The sequence below is a fragment of the Rhodococcus sp. PvR099 genome (assembly GCF_017833315.1).
Lineage (GTDB): Bacteria > Actinomycetota > Actinomycetes > Mycobacteriales > Mycobacteriaceae > Rhodococcus_G > Rhodococcus_G oryzae.
The window spans coordinates 3,671,509-3,691,947 of sequence record NZ_JAFIBV010000001.1; the positions used below are offsets into that span (position 1 = coordinate 3,671,509).

General features: G+C 69.9%; 19 protein-coding genes. 7 read left to right on the top strand and 12 right to left on the bottom strand.

All coding sequences use genetic code 11. From position 1 onward, the window contains the following. Nucleotides 1-72 precede the first annotated feature (72 nt). Complete coding sequence (locus JOE46_RS16860) at nucleotides 73-1,200, top strand: alkene reductase (RefSeq protein ID WP_209927906.1); 1,128 nt, start codon at nucleotides 73-75, stop codon at nucleotides 1,198-1,200. A gap of 13 nt (nucleotides 1,201-1,213) precedes the next feature. Here the strand turns inward: JOE46_RS16860 and JOE46_RS16865 are convergent, their stop codons facing one another. Next, the gene (locus tag JOE46_RS16865; RefSeq protein ID WP_097214141.1) at nucleotides 1,214-1,687 is read right to left on the bottom strand and encodes a VOC family protein; all 474 of its coding nucleotides are present in this window, start codon (nucleotides 1,685-1,687) and stop codon (nucleotides 1,214-1,216) included. Between the two features lie 72 nt (nucleotides 1,688-1,759). Continuing rightward, entirely contained in the window at nucleotides 1,760-3,286 is a 1,527-nt protein-coding gene (locus tag JOE46_RS16870; RefSeq protein ID WP_245221079.1) for a SpoIID/LytB domain-containing protein, read from the bottom strand. 221 nt (nucleotides 3,287-3,507) lie between these two features. Here JOE46_RS16870 and JOE46_RS16875 point away from each other — a divergent pair, with 221 nt between their 5' ends. The 3 genes from JOE46_RS16875 (at nucleotide 3,508) to JOE46_RS16885 (ending at nucleotide 7,849) form a co-directional block, all read left to right on the top strand. Further along, nucleotides 3,508-5,745 (top strand): N-acetylmuramoyl-L-alanine amidase, encoded by a 2,238-nt coding sequence (locus tag JOE46_RS16875; protein ID WP_097214142.1) that lies wholly within the window; start codon nucleotides 3,508-3,510, stop codon nucleotides 5,743-5,745. 158 nt (nucleotides 5,746-5,903) lie between these two features. Beyond that, nucleotides 5,904-7,208, top strand: coding sequence for a sensor domain-containing protein (locus JOE46_RS16880; protein WP_179800710.1), 1,305 nt, complete (start codon nucleotides 5,904-5,906; stop codon nucleotides 7,206-7,208). Next, on the top strand, nucleotides 7,208-7,849 hold the full coding sequence (locus JOE46_RS16885; RefSeq protein WP_209927907.1) for a response regulator transcription factor: 642 nt from the start codon (nucleotides 7,208-7,210) through the stop codon (nucleotides 7,847-7,849). The genes JOE46_RS16880 and JOE46_RS16885 overlap by 1 nt, the downstream gene beginning before the upstream one ends. 31 nt (nucleotides 7,850-7,880) lie before the next feature. Here JOE46_RS16885 and JOE46_RS16890 read toward each other — a convergent pair whose 3' ends face one another. Further along, a complete protein-coding gene (locus JOE46_RS16890; RefSeq protein WP_209927908.1) occupies nucleotides 7,881-8,861 on the bottom strand; it encodes a YafY family protein in 981 nt (326 codons plus the stop codon). Between the two features lie 134 nt (nucleotides 8,862-8,995). Between JOE46_RS16890 and JOE46_RS16895 the strand changes: the two genes are divergently transcribed. Beyond that, complete coding sequence (locus tag JOE46_RS16895) at nucleotides 8,996-9,391, top strand: RidA family protein (RefSeq protein WP_209929141.1); 396 nt, start codon at nucleotides 8,996-8,998, stop codon at nucleotides 9,389-9,391. A 60-nt stretch (nucleotides 9,392-9,451) separates the two neighbouring features. Here JOE46_RS16895 and JOE46_RS16900 read toward each other — a convergent pair whose 3' ends face one another. The 7 genes from JOE46_RS16900 to JOE46_RS16930 form a co-directional block, all read right to left on the bottom strand. Continuing rightward, nucleotides 9,452-10,288 (bottom strand): HAD family hydrolase, encoded by an 837-nt coding sequence (locus JOE46_RS16900; protein WP_269590386.1) that lies wholly within the window; start codon nucleotides 10,286-10,288, stop codon nucleotides 9,452-9,454. Between the two features lie 67 nt (nucleotides 10,289-10,355). Next, the gene (locus tag JOE46_RS16905) at nucleotides 10,356-12,224 is read right to left on the bottom strand and encodes a phosphocholine-specific phospholipase C (RefSeq protein ID WP_179800708.1); all 1,869 of its coding nucleotides are present in this window, start codon (nucleotides 12,222-12,224) and stop codon (nucleotides 10,356-10,358) included. Between the two features lie 2 nt (nucleotides 12,225-12,226). After that, nucleotides 12,227-12,910, bottom strand: a complete 684-nt coding sequence (locus tag JOE46_RS16910; protein ID WP_097214148.1) for an HAD family phosphatase — start codon at nucleotides 12,908-12,910, stop codon at nucleotides 12,227-12,229. Next, nucleotides 12,907-14,091, bottom strand: a complete 1,185-nt coding sequence (locus JOE46_RS16915) for an ABC transporter ATP-binding protein (protein ID WP_245221081.1) — start codon at nucleotides 14,089-14,091, stop codon at nucleotides 12,907-12,909. Before JOE46_RS16915 ends, JOE46_RS16910 begins: the two co-directional genes overlap by 4 nt. Then, the gene (locus JOE46_RS16920) at nucleotides 14,088-14,921 is read right to left on the bottom strand and encodes an ABC transporter permease (protein ID WP_209927909.1); all 834 of its coding nucleotides are present in this window, start codon (nucleotides 14,919-14,921) and stop codon (nucleotides 14,088-14,090) included. The genes JOE46_RS16915 and JOE46_RS16920 overlap by 4 nt, the downstream gene beginning before the upstream one ends. Further along, nucleotides 14,909-15,841, bottom strand: coding sequence for an ABC transporter permease subunit (locus tag JOE46_RS16925; protein ID WP_097214151.1), 933 nt, complete (start codon nucleotides 15,839-15,841; stop codon nucleotides 14,909-14,911). Before JOE46_RS16925 ends, JOE46_RS16920 begins: the two co-directional genes overlap by 13 nt. Beyond that, nucleotides 15,838-16,983 (bottom strand): ABC transporter substrate-binding protein, encoded by a 1,146-nt coding sequence (locus tag JOE46_RS16930; protein ID WP_209927910.1) that lies wholly within the window; start codon nucleotides 16,981-16,983, stop codon nucleotides 15,838-15,840. The genes JOE46_RS16925 and JOE46_RS16930 overlap by 4 nt, the downstream gene beginning before the upstream one ends. Nucleotides 16,984-17,191: 208 nt before the next feature. On the opposite strand from JOE46_RS16930, the gene JOE46_RS16935 reads away from it, so the two are divergent. Next, complete coding sequence (locus JOE46_RS16935; protein WP_209927912.1) at nucleotides 17,192-17,950, top strand: GntR family transcriptional regulator; 759 nt, start codon at nucleotides 17,192-17,194, stop codon at nucleotides 17,948-17,950. Continuing rightward, complete coding sequence (locus tag JOE46_RS16940) at nucleotides 17,943-19,076, top strand: alanine racemase (RefSeq protein WP_209927913.1); 1,134 nt, start codon at nucleotides 17,943-17,945, stop codon at nucleotides 19,074-19,076. Before JOE46_RS16935 ends, JOE46_RS16940 begins: the two co-directional genes overlap by 8 nt. Nucleotides 19,077-19,090: 14 nt before the next feature. On the opposite strand, the gene JOE46_RS16945 is transcribed toward JOE46_RS16940, so the two are convergent. Together JOE46_RS16945 and JOE46_RS16950 are read right to left on the bottom strand one after the other, a co-directional pair. Next, nucleotides 19,091-19,732 carry an anti-sigma factor gene (locus JOE46_RS16945; RefSeq protein ID WP_097214177.1) on the bottom strand — a complete coding sequence of 214 codons (642 nt, stop codon included), beginning with the start codon at nucleotides 19,730-19,732 and terminating at the stop codon, nucleotides 19,091-19,093. Between the two features lie 13 nt (nucleotides 19,733-19,745). Continuing rightward, complete coding sequence (locus tag JOE46_RS16950; RefSeq protein ID WP_209927914.1) at nucleotides 19,746-20,303, bottom strand: sigma-70 family RNA polymerase sigma factor; 558 nt, start codon at nucleotides 20,301-20,303, stop codon at nucleotides 19,746-19,748. Nucleotides 20,304-20,439: the final 136 nt, after the last annotated feature.

Here is a 20,439-nt window from a genome sequence, read left to right on the forward strand (position 1 = left end):
ATTGAGGCACAACGCAGCCGAGGCGATCCGGCCGACCCCGGCACCACCGGGGCCCGATGATGAGGAGAGAACATGACCAGGACCCACACGACCGCGCTCGAGCAGCCACTGCTGCGGCGAGCGGACTTCCGAGACTTCCAGCTACCCAATCGCATCGTCATGGCCCCGACCACCCGGGCTCGCGCGGCCAACGACGGGCTGGCGCCGACGGAGATGCATGCCGCCTACTACGCCCAGCGGGCAAGCGCGGGGTTGATCATCACCGAGGGGACCTGGGTCAGCGAGCAGGCGATCGGGTTCGTCAACGTGCCCGGCATCTACAGCGACGAGCAGGTCACTGCGTGGCGACGGGTCACCGACGTCGTGCACGCCGTCGGCGGTCGAATCCTGGTGCAACTCTGGCACAACGGTGCCGCCTCGCACCCCGACCACCTGCGCGGCGAACTGCCCGCCGGACCATCGGCGATCAACCCGCACGAGTTGTCCTTCACCCATGACGGATTCAAGAACACGGTCACGCCGCGCGCGATGACCGTGGTGGACATCGAGAACACGATCGCGGACTACCACCGAGCCTCGGAGAATGCCCGTCGCGCCGGGTTCGACGGTGTCGAGGTCCATGCCATCGGCTCGACCCTGGTCCCGCAGTTCCTCAACCCACGCCTGAACCGGCGCTCCGATTCCTATGGTGGCGACAGCGCCAGGCGGCGGCGCCTGCTGCTCGAGATCCTCGACGCGGTCGCGGAGCCGTGGAACGGACGATGCGTCGGGGTCCGCCTGTCGCCGTACTGGACATCGGGCGATCGTTTCGTCGCCGACGATCAGGCACTCGCCGACCACGACGAGCTCGTGGCCGACCTCGCCGACCACCCCGTGGCGTACCTGCACCTGCGCGGACGAAACCCCGCCGCGCCAGGCGCCACTCCCGACTTCGACGCGATCGCCCGCTACCGCCGGCAGTTCGACGGCCCGCTCATCGCGAACAACGGGTTCGATCGCGAATCAGGGAACGCCCTGGTCGACGCGGGTATCGCCGACGCCGTGTCGTTCGCCACGCATTTCATCGCCAACCCCGACCTCGTCAGCCGGTTCGCGCTGCACCACGATCTGGCCACGGGCGATACCGACACCTATTACTCCGGCGACGCAGGCGGCTATGTGGACTACCCGATCAGCGGTTGCTCGGGAGGCGTTGCCTGACGCAGACGGGCGGCTACTCCCCGTTGTACGCGCGTCGCAGTTCGTTCACGTCGAGCTTCTTCATCTGCATCATCGCCTGCATGGCCCGCTGCGACTTCTCGGGATCGCCGGTCACCATCATCTCGTCGAATCCCGGGGGCACGATCTGCCAGGACAGTCCGTACTTGTCCTTGAGCCAGCCGCACTGCACCTCCTGCCCGCCGTCCGCGGTCAGCTTGGCCCAGTACTCGTCGACCTCCTCCTGCGAATCACAATCGACGAGCAGGGAGACCGCCTCGGTGAACGTGAATTGCGGTCCGCCGTTGATCGCGTTGATGCGGTGCCCGTTCAGCTCGAAGTCCACGGTCATCACGCTGCCCTCCGGGCCTGGCGCTCCGGCCGGATATCGGGCGATCGTCAGGATCTTCGAGTTCTTGAAGATCGACACGTAGTAGTTCGCGGCCTCCTCGGCCTGATCGTCGAACCAGAGTGAGGGGTAGATCTGCATCGTTGCCTCCCGGGTCGTGGTTTTCCACTGTCACATGTTGTGACCCGAGAGGCAGCCGAAACTCATCGCCGGTCAGCTCCCCAGGCCGGGCAGCTTGGCCGTAAGGACGCTGGCATCGAGCACCTGCGCGCCGGTGATCTTGGTCCAGACGATGGCCCCGTGCGTGTACATCCGGAACCGCCCCGCCTCGTCGGGCATCGCCAGCTCCGGCCCGACCGGGGCCCCGAGCACGCCCAGATGGCCCCCGAGCTCCGCATACTTGCGCTCGATGTCGGTCGGCTCCACCGCCCCGGTCGGGTCGGCGTTGTCGACGCCAGGTGCCGCAAGAGCGGAGGCAGGCGGCGGCGCGGCGGGCCCGATGCCCTCGATGATGGTGAACCAATCGGACTTCAGCCCCAGCTTGGTGCGCGCCTCGTCGCCGGTCACCTCCTTGGTGCCGGTCGAGCCCGCCACCCTCAGCCCGGTGACCCGCCCGCCGTCGGGCCCGAGGTTGTTGCGCGAGGTGACCTCGATCGAATGCAGCTCGCCGACACCGAACGCGGTGGCGATCTCGCCCGCGGTCAGGGTCTGCGTCCACTTGTGGTTGGGCGATTCGGTGTCGCCCAGGTCCTCGACGGCCCCGAACGCGCCGCCGGCGCTGTACCCGCCGGTCGATGCCGAGAACTCCGCGGAGACCGGCTTGCCCTCCTTCGTGAGCACCTTGCCCGCGGTGGAGCGGACGGCATCGGTGGTCTTCGGATTCTCCTTCGAGGAGCCGCCGTAGACCTGGCAGTCCTGCGTGTCGCAGGTCTCCGCGTAGGCGTACCTGCTCTCGGCCGCCGCGTAGGACCGGGCCGCGACGGCCTGCGCGCGCAGCGCCTCCGCGCCGCCGGTGTCGGCCCATTCGGCCCTCGACTCCGCCGGCACGACGCCGAGCAGATAGTCCTCCATGCCGACGTGGTTGACGACCCGGGGCGCGTCGCCCTCGAGCGCGACACCCAGCGAGCCGCGGAACGGCGCGCCGCCACCACACAGTTTCAGGTGTTCGTTCGACTCCCGGTCCGGGCCGAGGTCTACGGGGTCCACCCAGGGGTGGGCGGTGGACTCCTGCCACAGCACCTCGCCGTCGCAACCCCTTGTGACGACGACCGTCGCGCCGCCGCCGGGAGCGGCGGTGAGGTGCGCGGCCTCCCCTGGCGCCACGGTCCGGCCCGCCACTCCCATCGGCGAATCCGAGAACACGTCGAGCCCCTTGCCGTCCAGGCCCATGAGCCGGACGCCGATCGCCTTGTCCCCCAACGCTTCGAGCGTGGTTCCGCCGTAGTAGTAGCCGAGAATGCGTTCGGCGGTCCAGCCCTGCTTTGCGTAGCCGTATGCGCCCCACTGCCCCATTCCCCGGCCGTGACCGTGGCCGTAGCCGGTCAGTGTGTACGGGGCGTCGGCGGCGACGGTCTCGGCGACATCCGGACCCGCGGACCTGGTCGCGACCACCACGCCGACGGTGCCGCCGACCAGGAGTGCGGGCGCCAGCCCCAGGACCGCGGCCCGCATCGCGAACGGTGTCCAGCCGCCCCGCATCGGTCGACCGACGACAAACTTCTTCCTACTGGTCCTCGCCATACCCTGATCTCCTCATCGACGGAGTTGATCGTCAGCGCGCGACATACGGGATGACGCGCGGTGGCGCGTACGTGCCGATCTCGAAAGCCTCAAGTTAAGGTTGAGCGTTGGAAAGTTTGTGACTAGTGTGGCAAGAGTGACTAGCGATGGCAACAACCGTCACACCTGCACCACCAGTTGCTGACACCGACACCCGCAAACCACAACTGAGGGAGTCCCTTTTGCCTTACCGCCGACCAAAGCCGTCAATCGTTCTTGGCACGGTTGCCGCCTTGGCGATCGCGAGCCCGCTCGCGGTCTGGGGCGTCACCAGCGCCACCGGCGTCCGTTCCACCACCACCTCCGCGCCGTCGGCGGTCCCGACGCAGATCGCCGAAGTGGTCCTCGCGCAGGTTCCCGACATCGTGATCCCGCTCAAGGACATCACCGGACTCGACCTGCCCGACCTCCATCTGTCCGACCTGAAGAAGATCCCGATCCCGGCCAACCTCCCGACCGAGATCCCGCTGCCGCAGAACCTGCCGCTGCCCCCCGGGATCTCGCTTCCGCCGTCGATCCAGATCCCGCAGCTGACCGCGCCCGGCGACATCGCGGGCGGCGCACCGGCTCCCGCGCCGGCACCGGCACCCGAGCCCGCAGCGGCTCCCGCCGCGAGCCCCGAGGAGCAGTTCGGTACCGCGGTCAAGGAGATCACCCGCGACACCCCGTTCAGCATGATCGCGCTGACCTCGGAGCTCGGCGCCACCGCTGCCAAGGTCCGCGCCCAGCTGGCCGACGGCTCGTGGGGCCCTTGGTTCGCCACCGAGAAGGTCGACTCCCGCAAGGACGACAAGACCACTGGCGGCAAGACGGGCACCGAGCCGGTGTTCGTCGGCGCCACCAAGGCCGTCCAGGTGCTGGTCACCAAGGTCGAGCAGGCCGCGGCGGCGCTGCCCGCGTCGGGAACCGCCGACGCTCCCGCGGCTCCGACGCTGCCGAACCAGCTCGCCCCTGCCGATCCCGCGCAGCTGCCGATGGGCTTCGCGCCCGCCGCGCTGTCGAGCCCGCTGCGCGGCCAGGAACCCGCGCCGCAGCCGGAGGCACCGCAGCAGGCGCCCGCACCGCAGCCCGCGGCCGCACCGCAGGCGAACTCCGTGCAGCAGCTCGCCGAGGCGGTCACCGCCGTGCTCATCGAGCCCGGCACCTCGGCATCGGACAGCACCCTCGGCGACATCGCGACTCCCCTGGGCAGTACTTCCGGCCCGAAGGTGATCACCCGCGCGCAGTGGGGGGCCGACGAGTCCATCCGCTGCCAGGAGCCGGTGTACGACGATTCCCTCGGCGGTGCGACGGTGCACCACACCGCGGGTAGCAACGACTACTCCAAGTCGGAGTCGGTCGAGATCGTCCGCGCGATCTACGCGTACCACGCCTCCACGCTCGGCTGGTGCGATGTCGGCTACAACGTGCTGGTCGACAAGTACGGCCAGATCTTCGAGGGCCGCGCGGGCGGTCTGGACCGCAACGTCCAGGGCGCACACGCGGGCGGTTTCAACGAGAACACCATGGGCATCGCGATGATGGGCGACTTCTCCACGGTGACCCCGCCACAGGAGACCGTCAACGCGGTCGGCAAGTTCCTCGGCTGGCGACTCGCGAAGGCGGGCCTGGATCCCAAGGGCCGCACCACGATGTACTCCGAGGGCACCGAGTTCACGCCGTACGCCCAGGGCGAGGCCGTTGACCTGCCGATCATCTTCGCGCACCGCGACGTGGGCAACACCAGCTGCCCCGGCGACGCCGGCTACGCCAAGCTCGGCCAGATCCGCGACATCGCGGCGGCGAACCTGGGCGGCGGTTCGTCGTCCGGCGTGCTCGCCGCGGCACCGAACAACCCGCCCACCGACAACGCGAGCCCGGGCGTCGCCCCGGACGCAGCCGCGGCAGGCACCGGTTCGACGGCGGGCGCCATCGGCGCACTGGTCGGCGAGCTGCTCCGGCTGACCGACCCCTCCCCCATCGCACAGAAGTGGATCGCGGAGGGCGGCGACACCGGACGCCTCGGGAACTCGCTGTCCGGCGAGATCCCGGTCAAGGGCGGCAACAAGGTCGTGAAGTTCACCAACGGCGCCATCGCCACCTCCCCGAACGGTGGGGTGTGGACGGTGCTCGGCAAGATCTTCGAGACCTGGCAGACCTCCGGCCTCGACTCCGGTTCGCTCGGCCTGCCGACCAGCGATGAATACACGGTGCCGGACGGCAAGCGCACCGACTTCGAGGGCGGATCGTTGATCTTCAACGAGGTCACCGGCATCGTCACCACGATCCTCAAGACCTACAACGACGCCTACGCGAAGGCCTATCAGGAGGGCGCTGCCGCGACCCCCGCAGCCGCACCCGTCGCCGAGGCGGCACCCGCTCCGGTGGCGCCTCCCGCTCCGCCCGCGGCTGCCGAACCGGCCCCCGCGCCCGCCGGCTGACCCCGGGCACAGGAACGAGAACATCGGCTCCGCATCGGTTTCCCCGATGCGGAGCCGTTCCCGTTTCCGTGCCTCGCGCCGCGGTGTGGCTGGCCACACCCCCGAATCGCCTGGCAACACCCTCGAACGCGCATCGGGCATCGGGAAACATGGTTCCCATGACGACGACCACTCCCCGCGCACCGGCGCTCCGCGAGTTCCTCCGAGCCCCGATCGCGGCGCAGACCTGGCGTGAGGGCGGATACCTGGCGGTGACCGCCGTGCTGGCCCTTGCCGGCATCACGTATCTCTTCCTTGGCGCCATGTTCGGGGGCGTCCTCGTGATCACCCTGATCGGTATCCCCCTGCTGGCGGCGATGATCGTGGGGGCCAGGGGTTTCGGCCACGCCTATCGCACCCTCTCCGCGTCGATGCTCCGCTCGCCGGTGGAGGATCCGCCACCGTTCTCCCCTCGGCCGGGTGCGCTCGGGTTCATCTGGTCCGGGCTCATCGACCGAACGGGATGGCGCGCGATCGCGTTCATACTGATCAAGACCGTGCTCGCGATCGCAGCCGTGTGGGGCGCCCTGCTCTTCGTGGTCGTCTCGATGGGCTTTGCGGTCTCGCCGCTGCTGTGGTGGCTGATCGAGCCCACGAACTACGACGAGAACGGCGTCGCCCGACGTTCGCTCATCCAATTCGGCGATGTGTACCTCGACACCTGGGCGCAGATGCTGATGCTGTCGACGGTGGGCATCGTCGGGCTGTTCCTGGCGCCCTGGCCGATCCGCGCGCTCGCCGCGCTGGACCGGATGCTGATCCGGGCGCTTCTCGGGCCCGCGGCTCGCGATGTTCGCGTCGAGGAACTCGAGCGCACCCGCACCGAGGCGGTCGAGGACTCGGCCACGAGGCTGCGCCGGGTGGAGCGCGACCTGCACGACGGCACCCAGGCCCGATTGGTGGCGATGGCGATGACACTCGGTCGCGCGGAGGACCGGATCGCGGCGGGCGAGGATCCCTCGGAGCTGGTGCACAGCGCGCATTCCGCCGCCAAGGAGGCGCTGACCGAGCTACGGGAAGTGGTGCGGGGCATCCATCCGCCCGCCCTCGACCTCGGCCTGGGGCCCGCGCTGCAGACACTGGCCGCCCGCAGCGTCGTGCCGGTCGACCTCGCGGTGTCGGTGGATCCGCGGCCGACTCCCGGCACCGAGACGATCGCCTACTTCTCCGTTGCCGAGCTGCTCACCAACGTCGCCCGGCATTCCGGGGCGACCCGGGTATGGGTGTCCGCGATGTCCGACGGTGATGGACTGTCGGTGTCGGTGCGGGACAACGGCATCGGCGGTGCGGTCATCGGTGCAGGCAGCGGGCTCGCCGGGCTCGCGGCCCGGGCCGGTACCGTGGACGGATCACTGCACGTGGACAGCCCGGTCGGGGGTCCGACGGTGGTGACCCTTTCGTTGCCGGTCGACGGGACACACTGATGCGGATCGTGATCGCAGAGGACAACGCCATCCTCCGAGATGGTCTGGCGCAGTTGCTGATCGAACGTGGACACGAGGTCGTGGCCATCGTCGGCGACGCGACCTCGCTGGGGACGGCCGTCGCCGAGCACCTCCCGGATGTCGCGGTCGTCGACATCCGGATGCCACCCACCTTCACCGACGAGGGCCTGGTCGAGGCGGTGGCCCTGCGCCGCAGGTTCCCCGAGGTCGGGGTGCTCGTGTTCTCCCAGTGGGTCGAGACGCGGTATGCCGCCGAGCTTCTCGCCGGCCGGGCTGCGGGTGTCGGCTATCTGCTCAAGGACCGGGTCGCCGATGTCGGCGAGTTCGTCGATGCCCTGCAGCGGGTGGCCGCGGGCGGCACCGCCCTGGATCCGGAGGTGGTGACCCAGTTGATCGGCTCGAGCCGCAAGGCCAAGGCCCTCGATGCCCTCACCCCGCGCGAGCGGGAGGTACTCGGGCTGATGGCGCAGGGCCTGTCCAACGCCGCCCTTGCCGCCTCCTTGCACGTGACCGAGCGCGCGGTCGAGAAGCACATCGGCAACATCTTCACCAAGCTGGACCTGCCGCCGTCGGACGGCCACCACCGACGGGTGCTCGCCGTGCTGCGCTACCTGGAGTGAGATCGCCCTGGCGTCAGTAGATCTCAGCGCATCAGCCGAACCGGCTGTCCCCATAGCGAGTGGCGATCGCGGCGGCGCGGTCGCGCAGGGAGTCGCGCAACCATTGCGGGGCAAGGGCTTCCCCGTCCGTGGCGAGCTGCCACAGCGCCCATTCGGCATGTCGTGGATCTTGGAAGGTCACCTCCAGCCGCAGCCAGCCGTGTGCGTCGGGTTCCTCGGTGCGGACGGCCAGCGCGGTGTCCAGCAGGTCTTCCCGCCGCGCCGGGTTCACCCGTACCACCACGGCGACCTGGTCGCCGCCGGTCCGAAACCGGGTGCTGCGATCCCGCCAGGCGCGATCCAGATCCACCCGGTCCGGTCGCTGTGCCGGTTCGGGGAGTTCCTCGGCGGCTACCACCCGCGACAGCCGGTAGGTGCGGTCCGCGCCAGATCTCGTGGCCAGCAGGTAGCCCCGGTCGCGCACGGTGACCAGGCCGATCGGGTCCACCGTGCGCCACCGCGGGGTCTGGTCGAGCGCCGCGTAGTGGATGCGCAGCTTGTTTCCTGCGAACACCGCGCGCCGGATCTCGGCGACTATGGCGCCGGGCACCTCCTCCGCGTCCCGCCGTCGCGACAGCAGATCGGTCTCCGGGTCGATGAGCAATCGCTCGGCCACGTCAGCAGCGGTGTCCCGATAGCTTTCGGGTAGCGCGTCAACCACTTTGAGCATCGCCGCGGCCAGCGCCGAGTCGAGGCCGAATGCCTGCGCGCCGCGCCGCGATCCGGCGACCAGCAGGGCAAGCGCCTCGTCGTGGTTCAGCCCGGTGAGCTCGGTCCGAAACCCGGGTAGCAACGCGAACCCGCCGTGCCTGCCGCGTTCGGCGAAGACCGGGACGCCGGCCACGGACAGCGCCTCGATGTCGCGCAGCACGGTGCGGGTGGACACCTCGAGCTCGTCGGCAAGCTCGGCCGCGGTCAGCCGACCGCGCTGGCGCAGCAGCAGCACCAGTGACACCAACCGGTCGGCACGCATCCGAAAACTCTACTGAATCACGACACAAGGTGTCGTGATTCGTTGGGAGGCTTGCCACCACGGCGTCCCAGACAGCGGCCACCGGGCCGATGGACGTGCGTACTCCGACGAAGCGAATGGAGCCTGATGTGGCAGTGGAACGAACGGCAGTCAACCCGGTGACGTGGTCGGTGGAGATGGGATTCAACCAGGGTGAGCTCGTCTCCGGGCACACCCGAACCCTGTACTGCTCCGGGCAGACCGCGATGAGCGCCGACGGCAAGGCTCAGCACGACGGTGACATGGAGAAGCAGTTGGCGCTGAGCCTCGACAACCTGGAGGCCGTGCTCGGTGAGGCAGGCATGTCCCTGTCGAACCTCGTCCGGCTCAACGTCTACACCACCGATGTCGATCTGCTCTTCCAGCACTACGGCGTGCTGGCGGCACGGTTGGGCGCTTCCGGGGTGGCACCGGCCACAACGATGCTCGGGGTGACACGGCTGGCGATCCCCGGCCAGATGGTCGAGCTCGAGGGAACCGCCGTCGAGTGATGCCACCTCGCCGCCTCCGGTAGGGCTACCGGAGGCGGCGAGTAGCACGAAGGTGGGTGCCTACGGCTGGCCCCACCAGCGCTCGAGGACCCGTGCCACGCCGTCCGCCGAATTCGACGTGGTCACCTCATCGGCCGCGGTGATCGCGTCGAGGTGCGCGTTCTCCATGGCGACCCCGTGGCGGGCCAGGGTGAGCATGGGCACGTCGTTGGGCATGTCACCGAACGCCACGATGCCGGACACCGGGATACCGAGCTGCTCGGCGACCACCGTGAGCCCGGACGCCTTGGTGATCCCGGGGGCGGAGACCTCGATCAGACCCTTGTCGGTCGAATACGTCAGGTCCGCGCGGGCGCCGATCAGCGGGGCGAGGGTGGCCGCCATCGCGGCGCTGCTGGTGCCGGGCAGCCGGATCAGCAGCTTCACCGCGGGGTGCGCCAGCACCTCGTCCCCTGACATCTCGGTGTTGTCCGGGTTCAGCCAGGCGTGCTCGTAGCCCGGCGAGCTGACGAACTGCGGGGTGGCCGCGTCGTGGGCGCTGGCCCCGACCCGTTCCGCGGCGAGGCCGCAGCCGGGCAGCGCGCTCATCGCCAGGTCTGCCAGCCAGCCCAGCTCGTCGGTGGACAGCGTGACGGCGCTCAGCACCCGGTCGGCGTTGCTGTCGTAGACCACCGCGCCGTTCGCGCAGACGGCGAGCGGCGCGAATCCGAGCTCGTCGACCACCGGGGCGATCCATCGCGGCGGGCGCCCGGTGGACAGCACGAAGGGCGTCCCGTCGGCCACCGCAGCCTGGACTGCGGCCCTGGTCCGGGCGCTGACCTTCTCGTCGTCGTCGATCAGGGTGCCGTCGACGTCGCTGGCGATCAGCAGGGGCTTGGTGTGTCGGTTGTCCTGCACCGAACCCATCATGCCGCAACCTCCCAACGGCCTGCCGATGCGTCGCGCGGTGCCGAGCGACGGCGGGTCACGCCTGCGCGATGTCCGAACCGTGCACCGTTCCCGCGTAGCGCCGGGTGAATGACGTGCCGTCGTCGGCGGTGATGGTCACGTCGTAACGCCCGTCCACCGCGGGCCAGCGGATGCTCGCCCGCCCGATCGGCCCGACCTCGCAGGTCCGCGATTCCCCGCCGCCCTCCTGCGGGGCGATCGTGAAGTTCAGCGTGGTCGCACCGTGGTTGGCCAGCTCCAGCTCGATCCACGCATCCGCGGGGCCGCTGACCCGCAGCACCGCCCTCACGTCGGGTGCCGCCGCGTTCTCGGCCAGCGGCAGGACGCCCGCGACGTGGCAGAGGAAGCCGTCGGCCCCGTGGACGGTGAAGTCGTAGCGACCCGCCGTGCGGACGGCGTCCCACTCGTAGACGGCCGTGCCCAGCGGCGCGACCGTGAACGGCGTGCCTGCGAATGGCCGGTACGCGTTGGGGAAGACCGTGTAGTGGAACGCCACGCTCCCCTCGTTCATCAGCTCGGCGCGAACCCGGCCGGCGGTGCCATCCACCACGACATCGACCCAGGGCCGGTAGGGCAGCGGCCGGTGCGGGCGGCTCCCCGGCTCCTGAGTCGGCATGACCTGGGCGCCCGAGGCAGGCAGCGGCACCGGGGGCAGGTCCACGGCCGCATCGGCGGCCGCCATCAGCGCCCTCGTGTCCGGTAGCTCCGGAATTGAGTAGTCGGGATTGCCGAAGTCGAAGCAGCTCGTCAGGTCGCCGCACACCGCACGCCGCCATGCACTGATGTTGGGCTCGCGCACCCCCGTGACGCGCTCAAGAAAACGCAGCACCGAGGTGTGGTCGAACACCTGGGAGTTCACCCATCCGCCACGCGACCACGGGGAGGCCACGAACAGCGGCACCCGGTTGCCCAGCCCGATCGGCTGCCCGTCGACGAACTCCTCCGGGGTCCCGGCGGGCGGGAAGGGCGGCACGACATGGTCGAAGTAGCCGTCGTTCTCGTCGTACATGACGAGGAACACGGTGTGCCGCCACACCTCGGGGTTGGCGAACAGCGATTGGAGGGCGGTGTCGACCCAGTGCGCACCGTACGCGGGGCTGGCGTTCGGGTGTTCGCAGAACAGGTACGGCGACACGAGCCACGACACCGTGGGCAGCGTCCCGTCCTCGCAGTGTGCGTCGAAGTCCGTCAGGTCCCACCTCGTCATCGCGTTGATGTATCGGGGATCGTCCTCGGGGAAATCGTGGAACTGGGGGAAGTACTCGAGGGCGTTGTCCTCGTAGTTGCCGTCGCGCTCGTCCAGGCCGGGAGTGTGGTAGACGCGCCAGGAGACACCTGCGTCCGAGAGACGCTCGGCATAGGTCGTCCAGTCGCAGACCGGGCTCTCCGGTAGGGGCGTGTTGTCGATCCACGGCCCGGTCGTGCCGTCGCGGCCGGGCCCCACCGTCCCGGTCCAGAGGTAGAGGCGGTTCGGGCTGGTGGGGCCGGCCATCGAGCAGAAGTACGCATCGCCGATCGTGAACGCGTCCGCGAGCGCGTACTGATACGGGATGTCCTCCCGGGTGAGGTATCCCATGCTCTGCTCGCCCTTGGCCGAGGTCCAGCGGTTCATCGCGCCTTGATTGATCGCATCGTGACCGCTCTCCCAGTCGTGCGGCAGACCCTCCGCGTTCTGGGCGTTGTACCGGGTGGAGTCCATCCGGTACGGCAGGAGCACACCCCCGTCGGCGCGGGACAGCGCAGGCTGCCGGAAGACGCTGTCGCCGTGAGGAAAAGTCAGGGCCTGCCGGTCCTCGAACCCGCGGACTCCGCCGAGCGTGCCGAAGTAGTGGTCGAAGCTGCGGTTCTCCTGCATCAGGATCACCACGTGACGGATGTCGTCCATGCTCAATACCTTTCGGCCGGGTGCAGCAGGGAGGCGAGGAAGGCGACGTCGGCCCCCTCGAGCGAGTCCAGGATCGTCCGGCCCGCCGCAGGCGGGATCGCAACCGAGGGCACGACGAGCACGGCGCATCCCGCGGCCTCGGCTGCCGCCACACCCACGGGAGTGTCCTCGACCGCGACGCACGCGCGCGGGTCCACACCGAGGGCCGCCGCGGCCGCGAGGTAGGGGTCCGGCGCCGGCTTGGAGTGGACCGTGTCCTCGACGGCGATCGTCGTGGTGAACCGCTCCGCGCCGAGCGTATCGCGCACCAGGTCGACGACCCTTCGCGGTGACGCCGTCACGATCGCCGTGGGGATCCGTGCGGCGACCAGTTCGTCGAGCAACGAAAGCACGCCGGGGCGCGGCACGACCTCGTCGGCAACCAGGGTCGTGAACGTCGAATCGAGCTCGCGGGCAAGCGCATCCGCGTCGGGCGCAGTCGGTCCCAGCGCCCGGCACAGGTGGGCCGCGGTGTGAGACGAGGGACGCCCCAAGACGTCTGGCGCGTCGGCAGGCGACAGGGGACGGCCGTGCCATGCCGCGACCTGCTCGACCGCATCCCACCAGAGCCGCTCGGTGTCGACCAGTGTCCCGTCCATGTCGAAGAGGACGGCTGCCGGGGCGCCGGGGCGGGCGTCGTGGCTCATCGGGTGCGCCTCCAGGGTCGGCGGGTGGTCGAAACAGGTTGCTGCACTGCACTGCCGGCCGGCCTCGCGGCTCCGCGCGGGCGGTCCACCAGCACCGGACAATCCGGCAACGAGAGGGTCACGGCAGTGCCCGCGCCGAGCGCGGTGGCGGCGGCAGTCGGCACGTCCGCAACCGCCTCGCGCCCGTCCGGCAATCGCACCGTCAACCGGGTGCCTGCGCCCCGGAACGTCGCGGCGGTGATGCGGGAGGTTCCGTCGTCTGCCGCCGTCACGCCAAGGGTCTCCGGGCGCACGAGCACATCGACGTCGCGGGCGCCGCCTCCGAAGTCCGTTGAGCCCGGGAGCTCCCCGTGGACCGGCAGGCTGCACCCGAGGACGTGCACCGCCCGGCCGTCCGACGCAAGCCGTCCCGGTATCCGGCTCATGACCCCGACGAACTCGGCGACGAAGGCCGTCGCGGGGCGCTGGTAGAGCTCGGCCGGAGCGGCACACTGCTCCATCTGCCCGGACCGCATGACAGCGACCCGGTCCGCCATCGAGAGGGCTTCCTCCTGGTCGTGGGTCACGAACAGCGTCGTGATGCCCAATTGCTGTTGCAGCCTGCGGATCTCCTCCCGGAGGGTCTGTCGAACCTGCGCATCGAGCGCCGACAGCGGCTCGTCCAGCAACAGGACCTTGGGGCGCAGCGCGAGGGCGCGGGCCAACGCGATCCGCTGCTGCTGCCCGCCGGAGAGCTGGCTCGGGAACCGTTCGGCATGCTGCGGCAGCCCGACCAGCTCCAGCAGCTCCATCGCGCGGGCACGCCGGGCGGACTTGCCCGTCCCCTGCATCCGCAGACCGAACGCGATGTTGTCGACGGCGTTCAGATGTGGGAAGAGACTGTAGGACTGGAACACCATGCCCACATCGCGGCGGTGCGCGGGGATCCGCGTGACGTCCTCGCCGTCCATGAGCACCGTGCCCGCGTCGGGCCGCTCGAAGCCGGCAACGGTGCGAAGGGCAGTCGTCTTGCCGCATCCGGACGGGCCGAGCAGCGCCAGCAGCTCGCCAGGCCGGATCTCCAGGTCCAGCCCGTCCAACGCCGTGGTGGCGCCGAATGTGCGACGCAATCCGCGGAACTCCACGGTGGAACCGGCCCCCGTTGCGAGGGTGGGCATCCGATCGGTCAGTAACTCGGTCATGAGGCCTCCTTGAGGCGTTTGGTGCGCCCGGCCGCGGCGATCACCATGAGCAGTGCCCAGGTGCCGAGCAAGCCGACGATGGACACGGCCACCGACATCTGCGCCTCGGACCCGCTGATGACGACGGTCCACACGGCGAACGGCTGGTACCCGAGGAGCGCGGCAACGGCGTACTCGCCGAGGACGAGGGCGAGGGTCAGGAATGCGGCATTGAGAAGCGCGCCACGCAGATTCGGCAGCACGACGTGGACAAGAGTGCGCGGCCACGAGGACCCGCAGGACCGCGCGGCTTCGACGAGGACCCGCAGGTCGAGCGCCGACAGGCCGGCGTCGAGCGTGCTGTACGCCAGAGGCAGGGCCATCACGGCAAAGGCGAGCACGAGGATCACGGGGAAATCTGGATCCTGCAGCGCGACAAGGCCCTCGAACAACGGCGTGCCGTAATAGCGATCCGCACCCCACCGCAGCAGCGTGGTGATGCCCGCGCCAAGGGCGACGGCCGGGACGACCAGCGGTAGCAGGCACACGGCCTGCACGGCCGTGCGCAGACGCGGTGCGGCGAGCCGCACCGCGAGCAGCGCCGGTACCAGCACCCCGAGCACAAGGGCGACGGTCGCCGCGGCCACCTTCAGCGTCAGCGCGAGGCTGTCGGCCAGGCCCTCCGCGGCGCCGATCCCGGTGTAGGCGTCGAGACCGACCTGCTGGCCCGGCGACCCGATGCCCACACTGAACGCGAACGCGCACACGATCGGGACCACGAAGTAGAGGCCGGCGACCAGGAGCACGACCCCGCGGCCGAGTCCCGGCCTGGACATCGTCAGGCCAGCCATCGTGCACTCCTTCGCTGCAGCGGCAGATAGATGGCCATGACGATCGCCGCGATCAGCACCATGTCCAGGCCGAGGGCGAGGGCGACGTTGCCCTGCCCCACCAAGACGTCGCCGGACAGGCCTGCCGCGATCTGCACCGTGACCAGCTGCACCGTGCTACCTGCGATCGCCGCGGCCGTCGCGTAAGTGCTGAATGCCGTCCCGAACAGCAGGACGAATCCGCCGAGAAGCGACGGCAGCAGGATCGGCAACGCCACGTGCCTCCAGTACTGCACCGTGTTCGCGCGGTTGTTGGCCGCCGCCTCACGCCACTGCACCCGCAGACCCTCGAGTGCCGGGGTGAGGGTCAGGACCATCAGCGGGATGAGGAAGTACAGGTACACGACGGTCAGTCCCCGCATGTCGTAGAGGCTCCAACCGAGGTCGCCGAGGTGGAAGGCGTTGGTCAGGACGCCCGCGTTACCGAGGGTCGCCACGAACGCGAAGGCCAGGGGAACCCCGCCGAAGTTCGCCAGCACGCCTGCCGCCGCCAGGACCGCCTCGCGCAGGGCCCGGAACCGCGACGTCACGATTGCGTGCGCGATCGGCAGGCCGACGGCCGCCCCGATCGCCGCGGCCGTCGCTGAGAGCTTGATGCTGCCGATCAGGCTCGACAGGTAGGGGTCCTGCATCGTCGCGGCCATGTTGGCCGTGGTCAGTCCGCCCTCGGCCGAACTCGTCGAGGGTGTGGTGAACGCACCGATCACCATCGTGGCGACGGGCAGGCCCAACGCGACCCCCACGAACAGGAACAGCGGAAGGACGCCGAGCCAGCCCCCCGCCGCCACCCGAAGGCTGCGACGCCGGGGGACCAGAGCGCTGTCAAGGGCGGGGCGGGGCAGCGTGGCCCGGCTACCGGCCACGGTCAGTGGGATGCTCATTTCGAGAGGACGCTGCCCCAGCCGCGGCTGACGACGTCCTTGGCCTTGGTCGACTGTTCCTCCGCCGGGAAGACGGGAGCGTCGGCATCGACCTCCGGCAGGCGGGCCGCGAGCGTGGCATCGAGAGTTCCCGCCTTCTCCATCGCGGGCATGAGCACCGGACGGGCATAGCCCTTCAACCAGAGGTTCTGGCCCTCAGGGCTGTAGAGGAACTCCTGCCACAGCCTCGCCGCGGCCGGGTGAGGCGCCCACTTCACGATTCCCTGCGAGTAGAACTGGGCGAACAAGCCGTCGGCCGGGATGGAGACCTGCCAATCAACACCCTTGTCGCGGAGCGCGTCCCGGTACCCGGCGTTGAGGTAGTCCCAATTCACGCTGATGGGCGTCTCGCCCTTCTGAATGGTCGCGGGCGTGGACTCGACCGGGTTGAAGTTGCCGACCTCGCTGAGCCTGGCGAAGTAGTCAAGACCCGGCGCGATGTTGTCGAAGGAGCCGCCGTTCGCGAGCGCCGCCGCGTAGACGGCGGAGAACGCGGAGGCGGACTGCGTGGGGTTGCCCGTCAGCGCGACCATGCCCTTGTACTGGGGGTCGAGCAGTTCGGCAAAGGTCGTCGGGCACTTGACAACGCGGGCATCACAGCCGATCGAGACGTAGCCGCCCATGTCGTTGTACCAGGCTGCAGCGGCATCCTTCTGCCCCTCGGGGATGTCGCCGAACGCCTGCACGCGGTACGGCGCCAGCACACCCTGCTCGGAGGCACTGATCCCGAAGGTGTGACCCACGTCCAGGACATCCGGCGATCGGTCCTGCCCTTTGCGTGAGGTCGCGGCGTTGATCTCGTCCTGGCTGGATGCATCCGGGTTCTCGACCTCGACGTCGATCCCGTACTTCGCCTCGAAGGTGTCGATGATCTCCCCGTAGTTGGCCCAGTCCCGTGGCAGCGCAATGGCGTTCAGCTTGCCCTCCTGCTTGGCGGCGGCAATGAGGCCGTCCATGCCACCGAAGTCCTGGGCAGACGTGGCGGTGGCGGCCTTGCCTGCGTCGCCGTCCGCCTTGGTGGTCAGGCCGCAGCCGGCGAGGGCTGACAGGGCGATCGCCAGCGAGCAAGCAAGGCTCGCCTGGCGAAGGTGGTGCAGTCGCATGGTGTCTCCCTGGTCAATGTTGTCTATACAACGTGACCTCATTTCGCCAGAGCGACGTGGCCACGGGATGAACGAGCCGTAATCGAGCCGTGAAGATTCACCGGCCAGGAACCGTCAGCTTCCAGCGGAGGTGCGCCTTTGACCTGTGGGAAGAGTTTGTGGAAGCTAGGATTGAGGCAAAGATCACCGAGCCGGACGGAGACGAGCATTGGCTGAGTCGAGGGGCAAGCGCCCCCAGGCCGAGTACGAAAAGTTGGCAACCAAGTTGCGGGAGGCGATCACCTCAGGGGAATTCGGTTCCGGGGACCGTCTGCCCAGCGAGGAGGGCCTCGCCGGGCAGTACGGTGTCTCCCGTGGCACGGTCCGTCAGGCGCTGGCCGTCCTGCGCGCGAACGGGTTGGTCACCTCACGACGTGGCACCCGCCGCGTCATTCTCGGCACGGCGCGCACGCAGAGCTTCTTCGAACTGCTCAGCTTCAGCGGCTGGGCGCACTCGATCGGCGAGGATCCCGGAGGCCGGACGATCGCCGTCGAGGACCGCCTCGCCCTGCCGCTCGAGTGCGAGCAGCTCCAGCTCGCATCGGGATCGCGGATCTACCAGGTGGTGCGACTGCGAACCCTCTCGCGCGTTCCAGTCATGCTCGAGCGCGCCATCTACCCCGAACAGATCGGCAAACTGGTCGCCGACCTGCCGCCGGACGCCCCATCGCACGCGTCCCCGCTGCTGGACGCGGGCGTCGTGTTCGCCGACGCCGATCACACCGTCGACCTCGTCGAGGCGGAGGTGGACGACGCCCGTCACCTGGGGTGCGTCGAGGGCTCGCCACTGCTGCGCGAGCGCAGGCGCGTCACCGACCCGGCCAGCACCCCGTTGCTGTGGTCCGACGACCGCTTCCTCCCGGGCACAGTCTCGTTCACCGTGCACAACTCTGTGGCCAGCACGGCCCTGTCTCGCCGCCGTGGCTAGCCCCGGTGGGCCGTCGTCGTTGCCGGAGCTGCGGCTCAGCCTGCCCGCGGTCCAGCACAACGTGGGGCTCATGGCGGCGTGGTGCCGCGACCGCGGCGTCGAGCTGTGCCCGCACATCAAGACCACGATGACGCGCCCGATCGTCGAGCGTCAGCTGGCCGCAGGCGCGTGGGGGGTCACGGTCGCCACGGTTCGGCAAGCCGCCATCGCCCTCGAATGGGGGCCGCGGCGCATCCTCATCGCCAACGAGGTGATCCATCGCCCGGACCTCGAGGCGGTGCGTGCGTGGCTGGATGCTGACCAGACGGTCGAGCTCTATCTCCTGGTGGACTCGAGGGCGGGCCTGAGCCAGGCGGGTTCTGTCATGAGGGACGCGGCCCATCCCCTGCATGTCCTCATCGACATCGGGACCCCCGGCGGACGAAGTGGTGTCCGGGATGCAGCGGCGGCGCTCGACCTCGCCCGGGAGTGCGCGAGCACGCCGGGCGTCGTCCTCGCGGGCGTCGCGGGCTATGAGGGCGTCCGCCCCAATCGACGGGACGCGGGCACCATCGCCCTGGTCGATGCGCATTGCCGAGAGGCGGTGGCGGCGTTCCGCGCCGCGTCACCATGGATCCGGGCCGAACGACCCGTGTTCAGCATGGGCGGCTCGGCGTTCCCGGACCGGGTCGTCGACGCCCTGGTGGACCTTCCCGACCACGGCGGGCGTGTGGTCCCGGTATTGCGGTCGGGCTGCTACGTCACGCACGACCACGGCACCTACGCGGAGGTGTCCCCGGTCTCGGGTCTGCGTGCGGCCCTGACGGTCCGGGCCGTCGTTCTGTCCGCGCCGGAAGCCGGGCGGATCGTGGTCGGCGCCGGAAAGCGCGAATTGCCCTACGACGCGGGCCTGCCGGTCCTGTTGTCCGCCACCGATTCCCGGGGCGTGCCCCGCACAGCGGCGAAGGCGACGGCGGCCCAGATCTTCGACCATCACCTGGTGCTCGCCGACGCCGAGGGACTCGACGTCGGCGACATCGTCGATCTCGGGATCTCGCACCCCTGTTCGGCCTTCGACCGCTGGCCCGACATCACCGTGGTCGAGGACGACCGCGTGCGCGCGGTGTGGCACCCGCGGTTTCGCTGAGCCCTCGCGAGGCGTCAGGAGCGCAGCGGCGCCTGCAGGAGCGCGCGGTCGTCGCCGGGGGCGCTGACCCCGAGCGTCGTCGCGTCCGACATCGGCAGTCCCACCGCCAGTTGCATCGACATCGTCCGGTCGCCGCCCCCGATGAAACTTCCTGCGTTCATGCGACTTCCGTCCGGGCGTTGAAGCCAGACGTTGTAGGTCCCGCCCTGTGGGAGTCCGGTGACATCGAGGCTGATGCCGGTTCCCCAGGCCCGGTTCTCCACCCGGGCGGAGGCCGCCACCCCCGGCGACAGTGCGGTGAACGCCACCGGCTGGCCGGGTGGGCCGCTCACGGTGATGCCGCGGAGCACGAACCCACCGGCAGCCAGGCCGATGGCGGCCGCCGCGGCCGCGGCGACGAGCCCGATCCGGCGGTACCGTTGCCGTCCGCGCTCGCGGTCGAGGGCCCCGAAGATCGTGTCGGGCAGGGCCGCAGGCGGCAACGGCAGCGGCTCGGTGAGCCGGTCGGGATCGGCCTCCGACAGGGCCGCCGCGACAGGCGACAGGTCGCGCAATTCCGAGCGGCAGTCCGGGCATCCGTCCAGATGGGCACGCAGCGCGACGAACTCGCGGTCGTCGAGACGCCCCAGCACGTACATCCCCAGCAGGGGACGCATCTGCAGGCAGTGATCACTGGTCACCGTGCCACCCCATTTCCTCGAGTACGAGTCTCAGCGCCTTCAGCCCGTAGTACACCCGACTGCGGACGGTGCCCACGGGGAGGCCGAGCTGGGCCGCGACCTCGCCGGCCGGGCGGTCGCGCAGATGGATCTCGACGAGGACGAGCCGATGCTGTTCGGACAGCCGTCGCAACGCCTCCTCCATCTGCAGGCCCACGAGGAGTTGTTCGAGCGGGCGTTCCACCACCGGGAGGTCGGGCGGCTCGGCGTCAGCCAGGCGGGGCCGGGCGGCGCGGGCGCGGCTCGCGTCGATCACCACGTTGCGGCAGATCGCGTACAGCCAGGTCCGCAGGGCGGAGCGCTGCGGGTCGTAACGATCCGCGCCCCGCCAGGCCCGCAGAAACGTCTCCTGGACCGCCTCCTCCGCGCGCCCCCGGTCCCCGAGCGAGCGGTAGGCGAGCGCGAAGAGTTCGCTCCCGTGATCGTCGTACGCGGCCCGCAACACCGTGTCGTCGGCCAGGCTGCCGACCGACTGATCCGCTCGCTGACGCAACCTGCGTAGCCGCACGACCTCACCTCCACACCGCCGGAATGTCGTCGGTTCGCTCGACGTCCACCGGGGAGTACGGAGCCGAGGGCTGCTGCGTTCACTCCGAGTCTGGCATCGGGTTCACCTGCCGGGTCGTGGCGCCGGTGAACGGCGC